This window comes from Sphingobacterium multivorum, assembly GCF_039511225.1.
Classification (GTDB): domain Bacteria; phylum Bacteroidota; class Bacteroidia; order Sphingobacteriales; family Sphingobacteriaceae; genus Sphingobacterium.
This window is the reverse complement of the sequence record NZ_CP154261.1, coordinates 2,403,125-2,425,154: the sequence shown is the minus strand read 5'-3', so window position 1 is coordinate 2,425,154 and position 22,030 is coordinate 2,403,125. Positions and strand designations below refer to the sequence as shown.

General features: G+C 40.0%; 23 protein-coding genes. 10 read left to right on the top strand and 13 right to left on the bottom strand.

Going from position 1 to position 22,030, the window contains the following annotated elements:
• Positions 1-91 precede the first annotated feature (91 nt).
• Positions 92-2,179 (bottom strand): DUF7594 domain-containing protein, encoded by a 2,088-nt coding sequence (locus tag AAH582_RS09820; RefSeq protein ID WP_343321979.1) that lies wholly within the window; start codon positions 2,177-2,179, stop codon positions 92-94.
• Between the two features lie 276 nt (positions 2,180-2,455).
• On the opposite strand from AAH582_RS09820, the gene AAH582_RS09815 reads away from it, so the two are divergent.
• Positions 2,456-2,854, top strand: coding sequence for a DUF1801 domain-containing protein (locus tag AAH582_RS09815; protein WP_343321978.1), 399 nt, complete (start codon positions 2,456-2,458; stop codon positions 2,852-2,854).
• A gap of 27 nt (positions 2,855-2,881) precedes the next feature.
• Here the strand turns inward: AAH582_RS09815 and AAH582_RS09810 are convergent, their stop codons facing one another.
• Positions 2,882-3,694 carry a class I SAM-dependent methyltransferase gene (locus AAH582_RS09810; RefSeq protein ID WP_343321977.1) on the bottom strand — a complete coding sequence of 271 codons (813 nt, stop codon included), beginning with the start codon at positions 3,692-3,694 and terminating at the stop codon, positions 2,882-2,884.
• 213 nt (positions 3,695-3,907) lie between these two features.
• Between AAH582_RS09810 and AAH582_RS09805 the strand changes: the two genes are divergently transcribed.
• The 4 genes from AAH582_RS09805 to AAH582_RS09790 all read left to right on the top strand — a co-directional run bounded on the left by AAH582_RS09805 (position 3,908) and on the right by AAH582_RS09790 (position 8,780).
• Entirely contained in the window at positions 3,908-4,732 is an 825-nt protein-coding gene (locus tag AAH582_RS09805) for a helix-turn-helix domain-containing protein (protein WP_343321976.1), read from the top strand.
• 95 nt (positions 4,733-4,827) lie between these two features.
• Positions 4,828-6,111 (top strand): serine hydrolase domain-containing protein, encoded by a 1,284-nt coding sequence (locus AAH582_RS09800; RefSeq protein ID WP_343321975.1) that lies wholly within the window; start codon positions 4,828-4,830, stop codon positions 6,109-6,111.
• A gap of 129 nt (positions 6,112-6,240) precedes the next feature.
• The gene (locus AAH582_RS09795; protein ID WP_343321974.1) at positions 6,241-7,548 is read left to right on the top strand and encodes a hypothetical protein; all 1,308 of its coding nucleotides are present in this window, start codon (positions 6,241-6,243) and stop codon (positions 7,546-7,548) included.
• A gap of 173 nt (positions 7,549-7,721) precedes the next feature.
• Positions 7,722-8,780 carry an alpha/beta hydrolase gene (locus tag AAH582_RS09790; RefSeq protein WP_343321973.1) on the top strand — a complete coding sequence of 353 codons (1,059 nt, stop codon included), beginning with the start codon at positions 7,722-7,724 and terminating at the stop codon, positions 8,778-8,780.
• Positions 8,781-8,797: 17 nt separating this feature from the next.
• On the opposite strand, the gene AAH582_RS09785 is transcribed toward AAH582_RS09790, so the two are convergent.
• From AAH582_RS09785 to AAH582_RS09745, 9 genes are all read right to left on the bottom strand, one after another.
• Positions 8,798-9,310: a 4'-phosphopantetheinyl transferase family protein gene (locus tag AAH582_RS09785; protein ID WP_343321972.1), complete on the bottom strand. Its 513-nt coding sequence runs from the start codon at positions 9,308-9,310 to the stop codon at positions 8,798-8,800.
• The gene (locus tag AAH582_RS09780; RefSeq protein ID WP_343321971.1) at positions 9,307-9,561 is read right to left on the bottom strand and encodes an acyl carrier protein; all 255 of its coding nucleotides are present in this window, start codon (positions 9,559-9,561) and stop codon (positions 9,307-9,309) included. The genes AAH582_RS09785 and AAH582_RS09780 overlap by 4 nt, the downstream gene beginning before the upstream one ends.
• Positions 9,562-9,565: 4 nt before the next feature.
• Positions 9,566-10,837 (bottom strand): beta-ketoacyl-[acyl-carrier-protein] synthase family protein, encoded by a 1,272-nt coding sequence (locus AAH582_RS09775; RefSeq protein WP_046675917.1) that lies wholly within the window; start codon positions 10,835-10,837, stop codon positions 9,566-9,568.
• Positions 10,834-11,271: a 3-hydroxyacyl-ACP dehydratase FabZ family protein gene (locus AAH582_RS09770; protein WP_343321970.1), complete on the bottom strand. Its 438-nt coding sequence runs from the start codon at positions 11,269-11,271 to the stop codon at positions 10,834-10,836. The genes AAH582_RS09775 and AAH582_RS09770 overlap by 4 nt, the downstream gene beginning before the upstream one ends.
• 17 nt (positions 11,272-11,288) lie before the next feature.
• Positions 11,289-12,341 carry a type III polyketide synthase gene (locus tag AAH582_RS09765; protein ID WP_343321969.1) on the bottom strand — a complete coding sequence of 351 codons (1,053 nt, stop codon included), beginning with the start codon at positions 12,339-12,341 and terminating at the stop codon, positions 11,289-11,291.
• Positions 12,338-13,051, bottom strand: coding sequence for a methyltransferase domain-containing protein (locus AAH582_RS09760; RefSeq protein WP_343321968.1), 714 nt, complete (start codon positions 13,049-13,051; stop codon positions 12,338-12,340). Before AAH582_RS09760 ends, AAH582_RS09765 begins: the two co-directional genes overlap by 4 nt.
• Positions 13,042-14,175 carry an NAD(P)/FAD-dependent oxidoreductase gene (locus tag AAH582_RS09755; RefSeq protein ID WP_343321967.1) on the bottom strand — a complete coding sequence of 378 codons (1,134 nt, stop codon included), beginning with the start codon at positions 14,173-14,175 and terminating at the stop codon, positions 13,042-13,044. Before AAH582_RS09755 ends, AAH582_RS09760 begins: the two co-directional genes overlap by 10 nt.
• Before the next feature lie 237 nt (positions 14,176-14,412).
• A complete protein-coding gene (locus AAH582_RS09750; protein WP_343321966.1) occupies positions 14,413-16,059 on the bottom strand; it encodes a carboxylesterase/lipase family protein in 1,647 nt (548 codons plus the stop codon).
• A gap of 164 nt (positions 16,060-16,223) precedes the next feature.
• A complete protein-coding gene (locus tag AAH582_RS09745; RefSeq protein ID WP_343321965.1) occupies positions 16,224-16,856 on the bottom strand; it encodes a hypothetical protein in 633 nt (210 codons plus the stop codon).
• Between the two features lie 208 nt (positions 16,857-17,064).
• On the opposite strand from AAH582_RS09745, the gene AAH582_RS09740 reads away from it, so the two are divergent.
• The 5 genes from AAH582_RS09740 to AAH582_RS09720 all read left to right on the top strand — a co-directional run bounded on the left by AAH582_RS09740 (position 17,065) and on the right by AAH582_RS09720 (position 20,412).
• Positions 17,065-17,385, top strand: a complete 321-nt coding sequence (locus AAH582_RS09740; RefSeq protein ID WP_046675911.1) for an ArsR/SmtB family transcription factor — start codon at positions 17,065-17,067, stop codon at positions 17,383-17,385.
• Position 17,386: 1 nt separating this feature from the next.
• Entirely contained in the window at positions 17,387-17,851 is a 465-nt protein-coding gene (locus AAH582_RS09735; protein WP_070568828.1) for an SRPBCC domain-containing protein, read from the top strand.
• Between the two features lie 11 nt (positions 17,852-17,862).
• Positions 17,863-18,444, top strand: coding sequence for a YdeI/OmpD-associated family protein (locus AAH582_RS09730; RefSeq protein WP_343321964.1), 582 nt, complete (start codon positions 17,863-17,865; stop codon positions 18,442-18,444).
• Between the two features lie 152 nt (positions 18,445-18,596).
• Positions 18,597-20,156 (top strand): sulfatase family protein, encoded by a 1,560-nt coding sequence (locus tag AAH582_RS09725; RefSeq protein WP_343321963.1) that lies wholly within the window; start codon positions 18,597-18,599, stop codon positions 20,154-20,156.
• A gap of 13 nt (positions 20,157-20,169) precedes the next feature.
• Positions 20,170-20,412, top strand: coding sequence for a hypothetical protein (locus AAH582_RS09720; RefSeq protein WP_286803250.1), 243 nt, complete (start codon positions 20,170-20,172; stop codon positions 20,410-20,412).
• On the opposite strand, the gene AAH582_RS09715 is transcribed toward AAH582_RS09720, so the two are convergent.
• Both AAH582_RS09715 and AAH582_RS09710 read right to left on the bottom strand, forming a co-directional pair.
• Positions 20,383-21,132, bottom strand: coding sequence for an SDR family NAD(P)-dependent oxidoreductase (locus tag AAH582_RS09715; protein WP_343321962.1), 750 nt, complete (start codon positions 21,130-21,132; stop codon positions 20,383-20,385). The two genes, AAH582_RS09720 and AAH582_RS09715, sit on opposite strands and share 30 nt — an antisense overlap.
• A 109-nt stretch (positions 21,133-21,241) precedes the next feature.
• A complete protein-coding gene (locus AAH582_RS09710; protein ID WP_343321961.1) occupies positions 21,242-21,925 on the bottom strand; it encodes a hypothetical protein in 684 nt (227 codons plus the stop codon).
• Between the last annotated feature and the right edge of the window lie 105 nt (positions 21,926-22,030).

Below are 22,030 nucleotides of genomic sequence, written 5' to 3'. Positions count from 1 at the left end.
GCGTAAAAAGCCACAGAGAATTGGCATTCTCTGCGGCTTCTTGATCTGGTTATTCCACAAATAGGATAGAATTACCTGAATAAGTACCAGCTTAATAGAGCAGTTCCAACGTCGGTTTATTGGCGGCAGCTTCCCTACTACTAAAAGACATATCATTTGTAGAAGAGGCCGCAGCTGTATTTAAAAATAGAAAGGATGCTTTACGATCAGTGCCGGTCAGCAATCTATTAATGGCCGAAGTGACGTCGATGGTCTGTAAACCTATCCCAGAAATAGGAATTTTACCGACAAGTACAGTATCCATTGGTGCATTGTTCCAATTAATGCTATTTTCCAACCAAGATGTCGTGGAGGTTGTATAAATATTAATAGTACGTTGTGGTGCTGTATTCACCCCTGCAACATACATTTTTAATTTTGCCGAACTCACTTTAGGTTTAGTAATCATCGCAATATCAAATTTAGCATATGCTTTACGCGCGTAAGATGTAGCGTCGGATTTGATGACAAGATCAGCTGTAGTTCCATAATTTGTACTCGCATAGCTACCGTTGCGGACATAGGCATCGGCAAGAGAGCTTCCAGCATTGGCTACAACAGCATGCTGAAACGCTCCAACATCTGGATTACCCAATGGCAGCGCATTTCCAGCGAAATCCTCTCCTCCATTGTTACTTATAAATACACCGGCATTAATGGCGGCCGAACTGGAACCGACATCATAACCTTTTGCAGCGTCAAGGCCGTTTCCACCAATTGGGTTGACAAACACCGGATCTTCATAGAAATTGTTGTTCCGCACGGTAGTTCCCCAGTTCAATGACGTAAATGTACTTGACGGAAATAAACAATTATTGTTAAACTTCAGCCCATTATCGGCTTGGGTGGATAGACTGCTAATGGTTGAGGTGGTATAAAAAATATTATTTGAAAATGTCGCATAAGGCTTTCCTGAACTCACGCCATTCATGACGTTAAACAGGCTGGCGGTTGGATTTTTAATATAGAATACATTATTATAAATCTCACGGGAATCGTATGTCGTTTTTTCGATCAAAAAGAGTTTTTTTAACCGTGTCGTACCGATATCGTTGACAGAAACGTTATAGCGAACTTTAATATTCTTAGACTGGTTCATAAAAAGCATAAATCCGCCGTTATTATCATGCGAATAATTGTATTCGAAAATATCTCCATCGGTTACTGAATTGGTATCATAGCCATCGGCATCGAACGCGACTCCATCGTTAGCGCCCCCGCCTGTCATACCGTAAACTTCATTATAAGCCACCAGCGTATTCAAGCTACCAATTGTCCAAATACCCGCATAATTTTCAGAGCCTGTGTTCATACATGCCTTATAGACCGTATTGTGTGTGATTTTACTTCCTCCCGTCACGCCGGACATAACGATTCCGTCGCCGTAGATATATTCAATCAAATTGTTATCGATAATAATATCTTTTGATCTTGCTGCCATAGCCCTATCGCCAGTAGTCCTTATCCCTTCAACGGAACAATTGGCTACGTGGCAACTTTGTACCAAAGCACCATATATTTTACCGTCTAAGATAATCCCGCCAGAGCTTTTGTTATAATTGGTCTGTCCATCGATAGCACCATTGACGTCGTGAACATAACAATTTCTAACGGAGACATTGCTAATTGCTGTTCCTGCAGAACTGCCTCCAACCACGCGGATCCCCGTAGCAGCATAACTTGTTCCGCTTGGGATTGTATTTGTCAGTTCGAGGTTATTTACCTCAAAATAAGACACCTTATTGAGGTATAGTGCATTTGATCCGTTTCGCTTTCCACCACCGTTGATAATCGGACGAACATCACCGCCATATTTGTCTATAATAATAGGAGCTTCAGCCGTTCCCGAATTTTTCATATGCAACGTGTCATTCCACACGCCACCACTCTTGAACAAAATACGATCACCAGGACCAAAAACCGAGGCATTAATTTTGGCCAGCGTTCGCCATGCTGCAGTTGTGCTCGTTCCTGTGCTATCATCGTTTCCGTTGGGATCTATATAGTAAGTATTACCTATACTTGCTAGATTCACCTTCGCTTTTGTTTTTAGTGATGTCGGAGAATCTAGTTGAACAGACTTTTGGCAGCTCAATAGCCCAATGATTCCAATAGAAATCACCATCATAAATTTTCTCATAATGCTGTTTTTAGTTTATAAATGTTATAATTCTTGCAGACGTATTCCTTATTCCAACGAATACGAATTGTATAATTTGATTAATAACATTAAATTATAAATAACTTGCCAACCACAGGGGGTAAAATCTGAAATAAAGAGGGGTAAAATTTTAAAGGCAGGTCAACATGTAGCCAAGATAAATCAATGCATCTTTTTATGCTGACCTACATCGATATAGAAGAAAATTTGATACTTTTAGCTAATAACTACAGCCCTTAAGAACAATACGATATTATGGAAATAGATCAGTATATCAATACACTTTCGGAAACGGAGCAAGAGGTCATCCGTCAATTCCGGAAAGCGATAACAGAAAATGACAATACCGTCTCTGAGAGCTTCGGAAAATTCATGTCAAACCCTAATGCGATTAGCTTTAATGAACAGGGCGTATTTAAATACGGGCTAACAGTCGCAAAGAATTACATTTCATTCCATTCCTTGGTTATCTATACTAACCCCGAATTAATGGAAGAACTAAAATTAAAATTACCCAAGGCTAAATTTCAAAAAGGCTGTATTAATTTCAAAACATTGGATGAATTTCCCGTATCCGTATTGGCAGAACATATTCAGGCTTCATCCAAAATAGATTTTAGCCCCATGATAAATCGCTATTTGAAAAAGAAATAAGTACCTGGTCAATTCCCAGCATTCTATTTATTCACTTTTACGCGCAACAATAGCATAGATCATCGGAATTTTATTTCCCAAATGGGCTATTCTGAATTTTTTAGGATCTAGTTCTGTCATGTTTTCAAAAATGGGATAAGGTGAATAGTCAAATTCGTTCAGGTCTTGAATGTTTAGCCCATGATGAAGTAAAGCTCCAACGACCTCACTCATACTATGATTCCAGGTAACATAGGACTGCGAAATAGCTGCATCTTTATCGGCATAGGTTCCCTGCTCGGTTTCAACAATTGGAGCAATGTTAAAATAATTATAGCCAATTTTATCAAAATTATCATCGAACATCCAGACAACTGGATGAAACTCGACAAAAACAAACTTCCCTTTCGGTTTCAAGAAACGTGAAATTATTTTCCCCCATTTATCTAAATCCGGTAACCAAGTAATCGTTCCATAGCTGGTAAAGACCAGATCAAATTGTCCGTCAAGATGATTCTCAAGCTCATACAAATCACAACAGATAAACTGTACATCTGCATTCGTTTCTTTCGCAATTTCTCGGGCACTTTCAATAGCCTTGTCGGATAGATCAACACCAGTAACTTTGGCACCAAGTCTACTCAAGGAAATTGTATCCTGTCCGAAATGACATTGTAGGTGTAATATTTTTTTTCCGCTGATATCACCCAATAACGCCAATTCGATTGAATTTAGCGAAGTCTCCCCTTTTAAAAATCCTGCTAGATTGTAAAAGTCTGATTTTAGATGTTTATCTGTTCTATTATTCCACGAGTGTTTGTTTATTGCGATGTAATTTTCTTCTGGATTCAAATCGTTCATTTGGTTTTTTATTAAACGGTTAATTACCGACTAAAGTACACTAAAAATTGAATACTATCGGATTCATCTTTTCCCCAATTTAAAAATAAGTGTTTTAAGAAATTAAGCTTGGTAAAAATTATCATAAAGGTTCTCTATATTTAAATCGATTATCCAATACATCCAAGTTTAAAAGGATGATGTATGAATAACACCTATTTACATGAAGAATAAATGACGATAAAAATATATAGACCAAAGAGCTTACTTCTAAAAAAATATATTGAATGCTTCTATGTACTTGAGAAAACTCACGAAGAAAAAGCGACGGCATATTTTACGTTTCCGAGCATTTACACCATAGTGACGATAAGTGAGCAGACCAAAACTAAGGTAAGCCCAAATGAGGTCATTACGAAGCATTGTCCGTCCAATTCGATAGAAACAAACCTTGTATGCAATTTTAATGAACCTGTTTTAGTGAGTTATGAGGGAAAAATAAATGAAATTACCACTTACTTCAAACCTCTTGGGATAAATGCTTTTATACCCAATGATTTAAGCTATTATAACAGCGGAACATTTCCTGATTTTAATCCGCACCTGGATTATAAAAACGCGATGAGATCTATCCTTTCCATTGATGACCAACACGAGCGAATCAAGGCCTTAGAAAATTATTGGATATCAAAATTTCGGGCATTTGAAAATGCATTGCTCGAAAACATAATCACCGAAATGCTAGATACAAGTAACCTCAATCAATCGATGTCAGAATTTTCGCTAAAAACAGGAAGATCGAGAACAACCATAAATAAGCAATTCGATCAACATATCTGTAAAACACCTTCCCAATTCAAAAAAATCATTAGATTTCGAGCTGCGATTCAAAGTCACCTCGAAGATGGCAACAAAATAGGTCTGTCTTATAACCTGGATTATTTCGATCAGTCCCACATGATCAGAGATTTTAAAAAATTAACAGGGTTTACACCAAAAACTTTCTTTTCCAAAATAGCTGATCTTGAACGGGAACAAATAAAATGGATTTTTATTTAGCAGGTTTACAAAAATACAATCACACTATTTTATTAAACAGTAACATTGCTCCATAATTATTTATACCATACGCTATGAAGCTTTTAATGTTACTTATGTTTTGTCCAATTTTTCTTGTGGCACAAGAAAAAACATCAGCCAAGCTTGCCACCTATATGCAGGCACAAGCCGATGTAAATAATTTTAGTGGAACAGTTCTTGTCACGAAAAACGGCGCGATTTTATTAAAAAAGGCCTACGGTTTAGCAGATTATGAATGGAGGATCAAAAATACGATCGATACGAAGTTTCAGTTGGCATCGGTCACAAAACAATTTACCGCGGCTGCTATTTTACAGCTCGTAGACAGCGGAAGATTATCGCTAAACGATAAACTCAGTAAGTTTTTCCCCGATTATCCAAAAGCCGATAGTATCAGTATCCACATGTTGCTGTCACACACCTCAGGACTTGCTATGGGTTTTAAAGAAATCGCATTAAGTAGTATAAGTAGCGATTCTGCTTATGCCGCCATCAAGAAAATTCCTTTCGAATTCTCACCGGGAACGAAAAGCGCCTATAGTAATATCGGTTATTATTTGTTAGCAAAGATTATTGAAAAGGTCTCAGGTGAGCATTACGCTACTTTCTTAAAGAAAAACATATTTGATAAAGCTGGCATGAGTAACACCGGAGTCAGTAATAATGATTCCATCGTCACGAAAAAGGCAAAAGTATATTATCCTAATGCAGAAGGTTTTATCCATAATCCCCATATCAACTGGGAGATCAACTTGGGCCACGACGGTATTTATTCAACCGTTGAAGATTTAGCCATTTGGGACAAAGCACTCTATGGAACGACGATTCTATCGGCAGCGATGAAAGGAAAAATGTTTACACCGTATAGCGCTGAAAATTGGGGCTATGGATTTATCATCAATCCATTTTACAATCACGGACATTATTTGATTGCACATGATGGCGGATTCTTTGGTACAATGACTTCTTTTAATCGATTTACTGACGACAAACTCTTTGTCACTGTCCTTTCCAACAACGGCTCCCCCGCCCATATCATCGGGTATGGACTGTCTGCGATTGCGCTGGGTAAAGAAGTAGAGCTTCCCTATAAACATTATCCCACCAAAATAGATACGACGCTGTACGATAACTATGCAGGTGAATATGGGAAAATACATATATTAAAAATTGCAGGCAAACTCTACTATAACGATGCGGATACTGAACTCATTCCCGAGTCTAAAACAAAATTTTTCAGGGCAGACGACAACGACAGAACAATCGAGTTTGTTAGAGACAAAACAGGAATTTACAATTCCCTTATTTTAACAAAAGGTGGCGTTAAGGAAGTTTTCCCAAGGACCAATAAAAATTAATGAACCCATATGCATGCTTTTAGCATCAAATGTGTAATCGACTCTTTGAAACCTTAAAGAAAAAAATTAAATTACGCCCTTATCAGTCCAGTGTTAAATAGTATACAAACTATCCTAAATTATAACATCGTGCAACAGACAGATCAAAATCCGGAGAAAGCTAAAAAGAGTCCTTTATTAAAGTCTTTTTTCGGATGCCTAGTGTTTATGGCAGCCTATCTCATCAGTTTTTTTATTTTTGATGCAGGCAACAATGTGAAGCTGAATTATATTATTTTTTCGCCGCTTGCATTTATACTGAGCTGGGTATTTTGCTATTTCTATCTGCTGTTAAAAGATACCAGTACTTTGAAATATTATCTACTGGGATGTATGCTGATAGCCTGTGCAATTATATATACAAATGGTATTTTTGATATCGATATTAGGATTCAAAACTTCTTTCACTCGTCGACACTCCCGAAAAAATACGGGCAATATCTCGATATCAATAACACCAAAAATAGATTTGGACGACATGAAATCATTCTTTTCAAGGCGAGTAGTAATCCTATTGATCAGTTTTTGACAAAGAACAACGAATTAATCATCCATAGTTTGAGCAAGGCTAAAAACGCTAACGATGCAGAACCAACCATCCATATGTTTTATAAATTGGACAAAAACGGCAAGCAGATCGATCAATATTCTTACACACAGGATGAAGATAAGGATACGGAGATTCTTTTCGAGGGCTATCTGATCAACATAGGAAAACATTACTTTCGTAGCTGGCCATTAGATGGTGATACCACAAAAAACAGCATTGAAATACGCAATGCCGATCTCAACTGGACTGCGGATCAACAACGCCAACAACTAGATGATATCGATCGTAAAGCACAGTATTTTCTTTCTGAGCGAATCTATGATTTCGAACACAGCAATTCGAAAAACTACTCAAAAAAAACGTATTTCATGGACGATAAATGGCATATATTCTGTGAAAATATATCGGATGATGGTAATTTAAATCTGCAAACTGTGTCTAGAGGGCGCACAGTAAATGACCTTTTCGGACACTGGGACAAGAATGAATGGGTCACGAATCATTCCCCCGCCAATATTCAATCGGTTTATTACCAAAAAATCAGGCGTATTCGCAATCGACAGGATGTGAACAGCGGAAAATATGAGCAAGGCGATCGTTGGCAAGGTTGCCTTTTCTCACACCTTATTGTCGAAAACGACACCTTAAAATTTAAAGATCATTTATATCTTGATGAGGAGTGGCATTGGTCTCAGATTGAAATCAATGGTAAGAATATTGGAGCGCTGACTTTTGAGGATACGGAACAATTTCATAACTATGGTTACTACTCAAATGCGGCTTTAAATTACCAGCTTTTCACCAGTCGACGCAATAGGCTTTATTTGATTAAAAGAATAGATCCTTAGCTTCATCCAGATAAATTAGGAAAAATAATAAGCAGACGAAATGCGGACTTGCTTTTTGCTATCCAAAATAATGACTATATTACATGAAATGAATTTTTGTAGAAATACATCCAATTTGATAGCCATTGGATCCTAGTGAAAATAAAATTCTGATATAGAAGGAAATAAAGCATATGAACAAAAAATATTTTTTCTACTTCATCCTCATTATCACCTTGTTCGCCTCGTGTGGTCTTATTCATAACCTTCCTGATTCGGCATCTCCCAATACTGGAGTAGATCCCAATTTATGGTATTCATTTGTGGATCAGAATGGAAATTTCTACCCCGATAATTGGAAGAAAAGTTATGGCATCCCCTCGAATAAAGCTGCTAGAGACCCTTATTCACTGATGAAGATTGCCACCGACAGAGGCGACCGCGAACAGTTACTCGCTTTTGAACGCGGTAACATGCTGCGTCTGTCAAAACGTATTGCACCCAAAAAACGTGTGTTCATTTTAATTCATGGCTTTAATGCCGATGAAGAATCCGTTGTAAAACAATATAAATATATTGCCGATCATATCGTTACAAATCCCAAAACCGACGAAATTATTCGCTTTTATTGGGATGGTTTACGATCAACCTCTCCGTTTCGATCTGCAAAAAACTGGTTTTCCGCAGCCTCCTTTAGCCAGATGGCCGGTGAATTTGGATTGAGACGTATACTGAATAATATGGCCGATAAAGATGTCTTCATTATCTCTCACAGTCGTGGAGCATCTGTGGTGATGAGTGCTATTTCGAATCCGGAATACAATAGTTCCTTTTCCGCTCAGGCCAAAGACATTCATAAGGTCGATATCGAGCGGGCAAAACCTTTATTGGAAAACAAAAACAGGATTACCTGTATTATGTTGGCGCCAGCCATAGGGCTTTCCGAATTTCAGTATACCGATACAACAACTAACACCAAAAAATTTGTGGAACTGAGCTCCCAGGTTAAGAAAATACATATCACCATAAATGGTACGGATAAGATGTTGAAGAAGTTTTTTGGATTCTTATCGAATAAACTTAATCCAACAGATCTGGGATATAAAGAGGAAAGTTTTAACGCACTTAAGAAAAATTATACCATCTTTTCGATGACTGATTTCACAGGAATGTCAAGCCATGACTTTAGTCGTTATATCCGAGATCCCAAATTCAAACAGATGCTTCGGGAAGAATCCATCCAAGTACAATAAGATGGTCGCTCGTCTAATTAAGTCAATAGGCTATGAATCGAAACTATTCGCTCAAAACGGCCATGGTTACTTACGGAAACAGGCAAGCGCCTCTTCCCATCCCTCAGAACGAGGCTTGGAACTCCGAGAGAATCTTTAATAATTCCATCTCTTTTGACTTCAACAATATCGTCCAAATGAACTAACTCGCCAGCTGCTACGGTATGTATAAAATCAGGGGAAACGATGGTCTTCGTATAATACCTTTTCCCTTCGCAGATGACTTCTCCCCTCGCCTTGCAAGAAGATCGTTCATGAACTGAACACCGCAATTTTAAAGGAATGTACTTTCTGATTCCTGTCTGTCTATTCCATATTTTATAGGCAGCCTCTTTCATACTCCATAAGAGCCAAACAACAATTTCAGGATCTGGACTGTTCACAATCAATAGTTGTTCCTGCTCATTAAATAGTTTTGAAAGAAAACCTCTACGTCTCCAATTACTCTCTTTTCTGGACTGAACCAGATCGATAATGTCATTACCAATCATTTTTCTTGTAACTTGCTTTCGATTATTTCGACTGCAGCTCCAACATTAAGCATACGCTCCATATCGGAATTTTCAATAACGATCCCAAATTGATCTTCGATATCCAGCACAATATCAACCAAATTGGCTGAATTAATTTGTAGATCACGCATAAAATCAGTCTCTTCAGTAAGTTTTTGGAAAGCTTCTTCGTTTGTTGTGTAGGGCGCTATAATTGGTTTTAAAGCACCGATCAATTCTTCTCTGTTCATAAATTTAGTTATCAAATTTTTTAAATATTAAACAGGCATTTACATCTCCAAACCCGAAACTTGCTTTGGCTATAATTTGGGGTTTGACATCAATTTGCTGTATTGGTACTCTTGATGGATCTATGAGTGCTGCAATCTCGGGATGTAAATCAGTACAATTACTGTTTCCGAATAAAAATCCATGAAATAACTGCAAAACTGTGGCCACGCATTCTATGCTACCTGCCGCGCTGAGACAATGCCCAGTCATTGCTTTTAACGAATTTATCCATGGAAAATCTTTCCCTTTACGCCCAAGTGCCTCAGTCCAGTTTTCTATTTCAAAAGCATCTTTGGCTGTTGCCGTTAGATGACCGTTTATAGCATCGACATCCCATTTGGAGACGCCCGAATTGTTTAGGGCCTCTTCAATGCAACGGCGTACAGCATCAGCGTTTGGAGCTGTCATACTGCCTGTTCCCCGTTGTCCTCCAGAGTTTACTTGGCCGCCCAATAACTCGCCATATATAACGGCATTGCGTGCTAAGGCACTTTCCAAATCTTCCAGTAGCATTGCTCCAGCTCCACTACCCGGGACAAATCCTGCGGCTGTTGCACTCATTGGGCGAGAACCTTCCGCAGGGCGGTCATTATATTGCGAACTACAGACACGTAGTGCATCAAAACCGCCCCAAATATAAGGCCCACTATCTCCAGTACTGCCTGCTAGCATGCGTTTTGCTCTTCCGGACCGAATCCGGTCATATGCCATTAGAATTGCTTCAGTCCCAGTAGCACAGGCAGAAGAATTGGTGGTCACCTGATTTCCGAGGCCTAATTTCCCACCTAAATATGCACTGACACCACTGTTCATTGTTTGAGCCACGACTGTACTACCTAATCTACGGATTTGCAGCTCATCAATTTTATAAATACTCTCGCGAAACTTATCAATACCTGATGTACCTGAACCAAAGACCGTTCCGCTATCCCAATCGGGGACCGAATTTACGGCAATAGGAAGACCTGCATTTGTCCAGGCCTCCATTCCAGCAATGACTCCGTACAAGATGCCTGTACTATTAAAACCTCTAAGCTCAAGTTCAGTGAAATATTGCCTTTTAAGATCATCTGATACTTGCGGCATTCCCGCAATCTGGCAGGAAAACTGTAGCTTTTCCAGCAGTTCATCATGTCTAATGCCCGAAACGCCATCTTTGATGGCCTGGGTAAAGGCTGGCACCCCCACTCCATTGGGCGCAACGACTCCTAGTCCAGTAATCACAACTCTCTTCATAGCTCCTCCGTCATCATACCTGCCAATATCCCTTTACAAACTTCCTGCCCGGCTTCATTCTTCATCGTAACGGCACACTTTAGTTTGCCAAACCTAAAATATATTTTTTTTGAAAACACGGTGACTTTCTCCTTTGGATATACTGGTTTTAAAAACTGTATTTCAGTAGAAGTCAACGCAATATACGAGCCTTGCATTAAGTCTTTATTGAGCAGAAAGATTCCCAAACAGGCCAGACCTATTTGAGCCATCGTTTCGATCAGAATAACTCCCGGGGTAATCGCTCTATCATAAAAATGGCCGCGATAAAAGTCCAGATCTTCATCAAAAGTATAGGTACCTGCAACACCTTCGTCATCGACTTGAATCAACTCATCGACAAATAAAAACGGCGCCCTGTAGGGCAATTTCGCTAGTATAGTATTCAATTCCATTGTTCAAAATGAGTAAGTTACCACTGTAATAAAACCCGCTGTGCTGAAAATCCCGGACCGAAACTCAGCATCAAGCCCAATTCACCGGCTTGAGGCTTACGTTTCATAATACGTTCAAGGACGTAGAGTACCGTAGCGCTCGACATATTACCATAGTCCGCTAGTATAGCCTTAGTATCTTCAATATCTTTATCAAATTCAGCAAAAATCTCCTCGATTGTGGCTACGATCTTTTTCCCGCCCGGATGAAAAATCATGTAATTAATATCTTTAATTTCCAGCTGGTTCTTTTTCAGGAATGGATGTATAACTGCATCAAAATGGGACGCAATCACATTGGGCACATCCACATCCAGTATCATCTGCATACCAGTGTTGGTCAATTTAAACCCCATAATGTCCTCCGCATCATAAAAATGATACATCTCCTGATCACGAATTACAGGGCCGCAATCTTCCTCATAGGATGAAAGCAGACAGCAAGCTGCACCATCGCCGAAAATGGCGGCACTGACCATATTCGACATCGAGAAATCTTCCAGCTGAAAAGTCGCTGTTGGCGCTTCGACGGCAATAACCGCAGCACGTTTACCTGGGTTTGCCTGAAGAAAATTTTTAGCATAAATAATACCTGAAACACCGGCAACGCAACCCATTTCGGTAACTGGTAACCGTACTATATCCTGTCGGAGTTTCATCCTATTAATAAGATACGCGTCTAGAGAGGGGATCATAATTCCAGTGCAACTGACTGTAATGATATAATCCAGAGACTGGGGGTCCCAGCCCGTTTGTTCAAGGGCCTGACCAAGTGCTTGCTCCCCTAGGGCTATCGCCTCCCGGCAATACACATTGTTTTTTTCTTCAAAAGATGTCGCCGTGAAGACATCAATCGGATCCATAATAGCATAGCGCCTGTCCACGGCGGCGCCTTCGAAAAGTTTCTTGATTTTCTTAATAAAACGAGGTTCCTGTCCATGAAGCCAAATATCCAATAGCGGAAGAATATCAGCGGTAGCACAAGAGTATTTAGGGAGTTGCTTGGCAACAGTTATTATTTTAACGTTCATATATTGGAAATTATCCACTGGTAGCGAAACGCCCATTTCCATTGGATGGTGTAATGTTCTAACCGTAATCTCTTGGCGAATTGTACAAGCTCAACCTTTTTAAACCCACGCAGTATGGAAACAAGCCCATCCACTTTTGTCATTCTATTTAACCTAAAAACAACAGCAATAGTTTGAAAAAGCCGGTAAGCCATTTTACTCCTTTGTAAATCGTTGATGACAACCCCCAACCTTGATACGTTGACCAGGCTACCTAGCAAACGAAGAATCGCATCATCGTCGAAATGATGTAAAGTAAGCGTACACAGAACAATGTCATACTTGACATCTTCAAAATTCGCTTCAAAGATATCTGCACACAAATAGGATATATTGGTATAATCTTTCGACAAATCCCTTGCACAATTTATTGTATAAGGGTTGGCATCTATACCGAGCAATGAAAGCTTAATATGATGTCTATTGCCATAATCGCTCAACATGCGAAGCATGTCCCCATTACCACAACCGATATCCACTATTGTTATTGTTTCATTCTTGTAGCTGGTTGACAGCAATTTTTTTACGCCATTCAGCGTAATGCTATTTCCGCCTAGAAAACGATTAATCTTTGCGATCCGATCCAGTGTGATGCGAAGTTCATCACCTTCCAGCCGAAAATCGTCCATGATCTCATTCTGCGATGTTCTATATCTTGTGTCTATCCCCATTTTATTGAGCTTGCATTTCCATGAGTTTGTTTTATCATCCAACTTAAGATTTTTGGAAAAAATACCGTAGCCTTCATTAAAACTGCGGTACCTATTTTATGGCGCAATACACCCGACAGAAGTCGTCCGATTAAAAGCCGTCTTCTAAAGGTTCCCTTCCATTGACTCACGTAGGACTGTTCCAATTGCTGGCGCGAATCGATATGACCATGGTAATAGTCCACAATAAGCTCGGACGCCATTTTTGCACTATGTATCGCCATCGCCATCCCATTTCCACAGAATGGATGAATAAGACCGGCCGTATCACCAATCATAAGCATATGGTTTTCTACCGCTGATTTCTGATCAAATGAAAATTGACTTATCGCAAGCGGCTTGTCAAAAAGCAGCCTACTCTGTTCAAAAAAACACTGAAGATGCCTATTTTTAGACAACACATACTTTTGATAATCACCTATATTTTTATACCTCTTGAACGTTTTTACATCGGCCAGATAACATAAATTTATCTGGTCATCTTCGACCTTAGAAATACCACAATAACCGCCTTCAAAATGATGCAAGGCAATAAGGTCATTCGGAAAATCGCCCGAATAGTGTGCCTTAACAGCCATCCACGGAGAGGTTTTTGTTATAAAATCGCGGGATAAGAGCTGATCCACATTGCTGCGTTTTCCATATGCGCCCAGTACAATTTTTGATCTTAATACCTGATCTTGAAACGAAACAGCAAATGTATCATTGCTAAAGGACACTCCTGTGACGGTCGCAATAACAATTGTACAACCCGTCCCTTTTACTCGCTGATATAATAGATCATCCAACGCGTAACGACTGATGCCAATTCCACCCAAGGGTAACCTGACCCTATTCATCTGCCCACCTTCTGTCGTGAACTCCAGCTCCCGAATATGTGTTGGACGTAGCGATTCAACATCCACTTGTAGCCAATGCAGATAGGGCAAGACTTCATTCGAAACATATTCGCCACAAACCTTATGACGAGGAAAATCATGTTTTTCGATTAACGTCACGCTGAATCCTTGCTTAGACAGATGCAATGCACTTGTAAGTCCAGCCAAGCCGCCACCTATAATAATCACATCAGGGTCCAATACCATATATCAAAGTTTGTTCTATATGAGTTTCATCTACAAAAAATCAACGTTATAAATCATGCTTCGGTCTCCTACATTGGTTGCCCCCGCTATTCAACAGACGATTCTTAATAAATCTGTTCACGACCTAGAATTTTCCTGCACAGGACAATATCATCCATCCGCTTTTATAAAAAGTCTCTCTGATAACAGCCCTTAGCGATAAATGGTTTTTATTTGACCGTAAAATAAAGAAGGTATCTATCTGGATTTATATTCACGGTCGACAAACATTTTATCCAGAAAAAGATACCTGTTCCGGAACTCTTCAGCAGAAGCTTTCACCTCGGTATTCAAATTCAAGATATTCATACGCTTATCTTTTGCTGTTGTTTTCGGCCAGGCTGGAAGTCCTTTTCCATTTGGATCACCCGTCTTGATAAAATTAACAAAGTACTGCTGACCAAGTTTCGAAACCTTGTAATCATCTTCTGTCCAGGCAAAAACATCATTACTCTGCAGATTTCCCAATAAATATTCGATATCACTGGCATGGAAAGCTCCCGGTAGGGGCTGTGGGCTTTTTTCCTTGTCTTCTTGTGCAGATTTCTTGCTAATTCCTCCGGCAAGCCCGGTTTGTGCATCACGATATGCCGGTTGCATGGGTGGCCGCGGTTTACCGAATATATAAACGAAGACTGGCTGGCCGCTATTCTTTCGTTGCAGGTCAAGCCATTTCCAAGTACTATACACAATAAAATTATCGCTAGCTAATGCAGTTGCCGATTCAATGACTTCTGCCTCGGTCTTCCCTGGATACTCCTTGAGCACTTCCTCAGCTTTAACACCAAACTGTGCTCTTACCAACTTCTCATAATTCTCCGGAGATGGGTAAGATTTACCCATGTAAGCCATATAGGGAGCTTCCGTGGAAGTCCAACCGGCAAGCAAGGGAACCTTAGATTGCTCCCCGGCTTCAAAAATAGCCAATGGAGATCGCGGCAAAAAATAGCCATCAACAATCAAACGGGTAGTGAAGGCTCCTGGCTCGCTGGCTTTATCTAGAAGTTCGGCCGCAGGAATTTTACGCAGTTGATCAAGACCTGTGGCATTTACCCGCGATGCAAATGCAACACCCTGTTGTTCCTGCTCAGTAATAGAGGCTGTACCATACCGTAAGTTAAAGACACTTCCGCTCTGACCGATAGCACGCGTAAACAACCCCTTGGATAGCGGACTAGTCATTTGAGCGGAAACAGACATACTTCCTGCCGACTCGCCACCGATGGTGACCGCATCGGGATCACCGCCGAATGCAGCTATATTTTTTTTGACCCAAACCAAAGCTGCATGCTGATCCAGCAGTCCATAATTTCCTGATGCATGTTTCGGTGATTCCTCCGTTAATGCTGGATGCGCAAAAAAGCCAAAGATACCAAGACGATAGTTGACAGTAACGACAATAAGACCTTCTTTGGCAAAACTTTCACCATCATAACGATTTTCAGATCCATCACCAGCATTGAACCCCCCGCCGTAAAAATAAACTAAAACAGGAAGTTTGCCTGAATGAAGGCTCTTTGGACGCCATACATTCAGGTAGAGACAGTCTTCACTGATCCCCGGCGACCGAAATCGCATATCCCCATAGATCGGTTTCTGCATCGGAGAATAACCAAAATGATCTGCTTTGCGGATGCCAGACCAGTGTTCAGCAGCTTGCGGCTCTTTCCATCTCAGATCGCCTACTGGGGGTTTTGCAAAGGGGATCCCTCGGAAGGACTCGACCCCGCTTGACAAGATAATCCCTTCTAGCACCCCCTCTTCAACCTTTACCTGTGGCATTTGGGCGAAAACAAACGATGCAACCAAAAGCCCAACAACTGTAAAAAAAATCTTTTTCATCATAACATTCATTTACAACTCTAGAGTTTTATTCTTACAGTTAAAATACAAAATAAAATCTATACCACCGTGATAGACTGGCATTTCACCGCAAAAACCTAAAGAAAATTTAACCAATAGACAAATACCTGCAGCAGCCGGATGCTTGCTTGCAGTGATCAACGCATTTAGTTGGTCAGCCAAATAAAAAGTAGCATAAGCCATTGGACAAGAATACATGTCCAAAATGGCTTACTACTTGCTGTGGTCAATATTTCGAGTACACCAATAAACTTTGACCTTATAATAGCATAGAAGCTAGTGTTATTATCCAAATCCAAAGAATCAAACTTCACTTTGTTCAGACCAAAAATGACAATGCGCCGCACCCAAGGGCTCTCAATTTTGGTATTTTTTACGTCATTAATCAGTTTAAGTTTCGCAAACGAATAATCAGCGACATTTTGTATTACATCGGGCTGATTTGATTGAAAAATTAAGAGTACTTTGTCAAATGCCGGAAGAATGAGATCATCCTGCCTTTCCTCCACGACAAGACTTGCAATCTTCGAAAACACATATTTGTTGCTGAAAATAAAAAGTAATACAGGTAGCAGGATCAATCCAATCAACCAAAGGAATTTAGCCACGGCTTGTACAGGACTGACTGTCGAAAAGAAAGCTTCATGACTAGCATTAAATTGTAAACTACCAACCACCAAATAAAGTAAAGTCGAAACAATAGCCAGCAAATAATATTTGACTAAAGTTTTCGTCCCCAATACGCTCAATTTTTTTAAGTACGATAACTGTGTTTTCATCTTGTTATAATTAATTACCCTAATTTAGCATTAATCGCCAAACATTGATCCGTAGGTTTAATTCTCGATTGTTTTCATTTTAAATCCGCCAGGAAAGAATTCTTATTCGTCATCTCCTTTTCTGCCCACCGATTTTCTCCGCAGAAATGTAAAAAATATTTGCGTAGCTAAATAACTACACGTATATTCGTAGTCAAATGACTTCAAAATGAACTTAAGACGAGATGTTTTCCAAGCTATAGCAGATCCAACAAGAAGAGCGATCTTACTTCTTTTGGCCTCACAAGCCATGACTGCAGGTGCAATTGCAGCCAACTTCAACACCGCAAGGCCGACAGTTTCAAAACATTTACAAATATTGACGACATGTGAGTTATTAAAGTCTCAACAAAATGGACGTGAGATATACTATCAACTCAACCCAACGAAGATGAAAGAAATTGCAGATTTCATCGAACCTTTTCGTCAAATGTGGGATGACAGATTCAATAAATTGGAAGCTATTATGCAAAACTACAAGAACAAATAATATGGAGGTAAAAACCAACGTCCAGGCTGAGGATAATAAACAGGAGATTGTCATTACAAGAGAGTTCGATTTACCTGTTGAACTGCTCTTCAAAGCATACGAGGATCCCGAAATTTTTGAACAGTGGATGGGAACCAAAGTCCTGAAATTGGAAAATAAAACGCATGGCTCCTATGCGTTTGAAACTTCCCATAATGGCCAGGTCATGTTCAAAGCAAATGGAACGATACACGAATTCCTGCCCAATCAACGTATCACACGGACGTTTGAAATGGAAAACAGTACATTTCCCGTACAATTGGAATATTTAACATTTGAAAAAATAGGTGCAGAACGTAGCAGGCTTCACATCCATATTATATTTCAGTCGGTCGCGTTTAGAAACCAGCTGCTACAGATGCCTTTTGCGCAAGGAATCAATATGGCGCACAACAGATTACAAGAAATTCTTTCCAAACTTACCTAAAGCACTACATTATGAATCCAAAAATTGAACATTTTTTTGAAAATGCGACAAGATGGAATGAAGAATTCAATCTGTTGAGAGAAATTGTCCGTGGCAACAAAACACTGCAAGAGGATTATAAATGGATGCACCCTTGTTATACATTTGAAGGTAAAAATGTCGTATTGATACACGGCTTTAAAGAATACTGTGCGCTGCTATTCCACAAAGGTGCATTATTAAAAGATCCCAAAAATATATTGATCCAGCAAACCGAAAATGTTCAATCGGCCAGACAGCTTAGATTCACCACTGTTGAACAGATTGAATCATTAAGAGAGGTGATATCGGCATATATTCAGGAGGCCATCGAAATTGAAAAATCAGGTAAGAAAGTGGACATGCGAAAAGCTGCAGATTACCCTGTACCAGAAGAATTTAAGCGCGCCTTACTGGAAGACCCTTTGCTCCAAAAAGCCTTTCAATCACTTACGCCTGGTCGGCAAAAAGGATATCTATTCTACTTTAACCAGGCAAAACAAGTGAAAACTCGCGAGGCAAGGATCGAAAAATACTACCAGCATATTCTCGATGGAAAAGGTGTCGATGACTAACATATTTATTACAGTTTATTCGCGATATAGTAGTCTATAAAGAGTAGATTTGTCTACAATCAAATAGACAGAACTAGACCAAGACGAACGATTATAGCAATTATCGTAATCCGGTATACTCAATTCGTCGACTCATATATCGCTGAATTCACATGAATAAAAAATTAGTATTGCTCCTCTGCGGCCTCTTGCCCATTTTTTCACAAGCACAGAAAAAGAACAACGCAACACAACGACCCAATATCGTCTTTATCCTGACGGACGATTTCACGGCCCAGGCATGGGGCGTATACGGTGGTATTTTAAAAGATTTTGTCAAAAATCCGAATATTGAAAAATTAGCCAGTCAAGGGGCGGTGCTAAATAATACCTTCTGTACAAATTCCATTTGCACCCCTAGCCGTGCAACCATACTGACAGGACAGTACAGTAATAAAAACCAAGTTTACACACTTGAAGATGCATTGGATCCCAATAAGGAAAACATCGCTAAGGATCTGCACCATGCAGGCTACCAAACTGCTGTTTTTGGAAAATGGCACCTGAAAAAAAGGCCAAGTGGATTTGACGATTTTAAAGTTCTTCCTGGGCACGGTGTTTATCATAACCCGACTTACCTCTCTAAAGACAACTGGAATGATAAAGAAGAGGCTGGCACACCTTACGAAGGCTATGTTGATGATATCACCACAACGATGAGTCTGGACTGGTTAAAATCACGCGACCCAGACAAACCCTTCTTTTTAATGTGTCATTACAAGGCGACCCATGAACCCTTTGATTTTGCTGAGCGATTCAAAGATTACTATAAAGATGTGGAGTTTCCTTATCCTCCTACATTTTTGGACTCAGGAGCAATCACGACTGGACGCTCTTTTGAAGGCCAACCCTTGGAAGAGCTTGGCCGCCGTTATGAGCAAGCTTCCGTTGGTCCCTTTTGGACATCTTATCCCGAGCTTCCGTTTTCAACAAAAGGAATGGACCCTTTAGAAGCTCGCAAAAAGATCTACCAAAAGTTCATCAAAGATTATCTGCGTTGCGTCGCTGGGATTGATGATAATCTGGGAAAAATTATGCATTACCTTAAAATCGCAAATTTGGACGAAAATACCGTTGTGATCCTAGCTTCCGATCAAGGTTACTTCTTGGGAGAACACAATTTCATGGATAAACGTCTCATGTACGAAGAATCACTGCGCATGCCTTTTGTAATCAGCTACCCCAAAGAAATCAAAGCGGGTAGTCGATTAGACGATATGATTCTAAATATCGATTTCGCTGCGCTATTTGCAGACTATGCCGGCATCAAAAAACCCGCTTACATCCAAGGTGAAAGCTTCCGGAATAACCTCAAAGGAAATACATCCAAAGCATGGCGGTCTGCCCTATATTACCGTTACTGGCAACATGCACCAATACGCCCTGCCCACCTTGGAGTCCGTGATGAACGTTACAAACTGATTTATTTTTACGGACAGCCCTTAGAAATGACAGGTAGTGATTCCAAAACAACAGCACCAGCCTGGGAATTCTACGATCTACAACAGGACCCCATGGAAACACACAATGCCATTCTGGACAAAAAATATGTCAAAGAAATTGCCCGGTTGAAGAAAAAGCTGACTAAACTAAAAGCCGAAGCAAGCGATGATGATGCAACAAGACCCGCTTTTCAGCAGGTCCTCAAGCAAGAACACTTAACCGTTAAATAATTAAATACAAGCGATGGATTTAAAGCATCTATTTTCGTTTATACCATTCTTATTTACCCTTGACGCTTCTGCAGCTTCCATTACAGATGGGAATAAACCGGCTCCACCTCCAAACACCGTTATTATTTTAATGGATGATATGGACCTGCTGCCAACCATCGTCAACTCAATTATAATAAAAACGGGGATCCAGCTTTGGATCCCCGTTTTTATTAAACGACCTCTGTTAAACAGCGGTATATCCACCATCAACTAAATAGTACCCTCCTGTCATAAAGGATGATTTATCCGAACTTAGGAAAAGAACCAGTTCAGCGACTTCCTCGGCCTTTCCCAAACGTCCAATAGGGTGTTTACTAATTAATGCATTGATATGTTCTTTATCCAACTTCGCCAATAAAGGGGTATCAATATAGCCAGGTCCAACCGCATTGCAACGAATATTTTTTTGACCATATTCTGCACCAATATTCTTTGTCAATCCCACAACAGCATGTTTGGCTGCAGTATAGGCACTTGACATTGGAGCAGCAACAGTACCATGAATGGAAGCCATATTCACAATAACTCCGCCTCCATTTTTTTCCATCGCCTCCAGCTGATATTTACAGCCATAAAATACGCCATTGAAATTAATATCGATAACTTTTTTCCAGCCATCTAGACTATACTCTCCAGTTAGAGCAGCCTCTCCCCCAATACCCGCGTTGTTACAGGCGATATCGAGCCGACCAAATGTTTTGACTGCAAAAGCTACCAACGTCTCATTGTCAGCAGGAGATGAGCTATCTGCTTTAAAGAACGCAGCCTCTCCTCCCAGAGATTCAATTTGTTTTACTGTTTCCTGGCCAGCTTGCTCATTGATATCTGAGACAACGACCTTTGCTCCTTCTTTACCGTAAGCCATTGCAACAGCCAGTCCGATCCCCGAACCAGCTCCCGTTACCAAAGCTACTTTATCTGCTAAAATTTTCATATGCTACAAATTTTATGATAAATACAATTTACTAAAAGCAACGCGGAATAAAGCAGAAGCGGACATTTACTTCATTTAAAACGAAACTAAAATGACATTTCTAGACGGGTTAGTTCTGTAGCTGCGGATATTTTTTATATAATCTATCCAAAAACAAACGCCCCATCAATTGGAGCTTGGCTTGCGTTTCAAACATACCTGAACCTGGAGAAATAATACCATGCGGCATACGCTGAACAGTGCCATAATACATGATATCGAGCCCATTTCCATTGAGGTCAAGATGCATTTTCTTAGGTTTCAAGCCCATAACGGAGCCCATACGCGTTACCTTTTCGGCATTTGTAATCTGCGCAGTCCGTGCATTGAGCAAGGTTTCATGATCGAAAACCAAATGGTCTCTCACCTCCCCCTCATCAAAAAATACGTAATGCAATTCGTTGTTGCTAAGCACCAGATAAGAAGCGTTATCCCGTTCATTGTACCGAGCCTTTACTCCTACAGCCGCCCAAGCAACAGTCTTCGCTGCTGTTGCCGCAGCCGAAGCAACTTTATCCCCAACCGTTGCAATATACGCGCATTGCGTAAAGGCGTCGATTGGAGCGCCGTTCAATTGTTTTCTTAATTCGCTAAATTCATCATTTAACAATTCATCTTTTACGCCTGGAGCTAGGCCAATCCCGGATTCACCTTCATATTTTTTGGCCATCTCCTTTTGCTTTTTCATCATCATAAGAGAAAAAAACACGCAAGCTACAACGATAACAGCAAAAATGCCGATGTACAACATCATAAAATAAAATTTAAAATGGGTTTATAATTCAATAAAAATCCAAAAAAGGAACAACCTAGTCAGTTTTCCTTTTTTTTAATATAATCGGCTACAAAAATTTTGCCA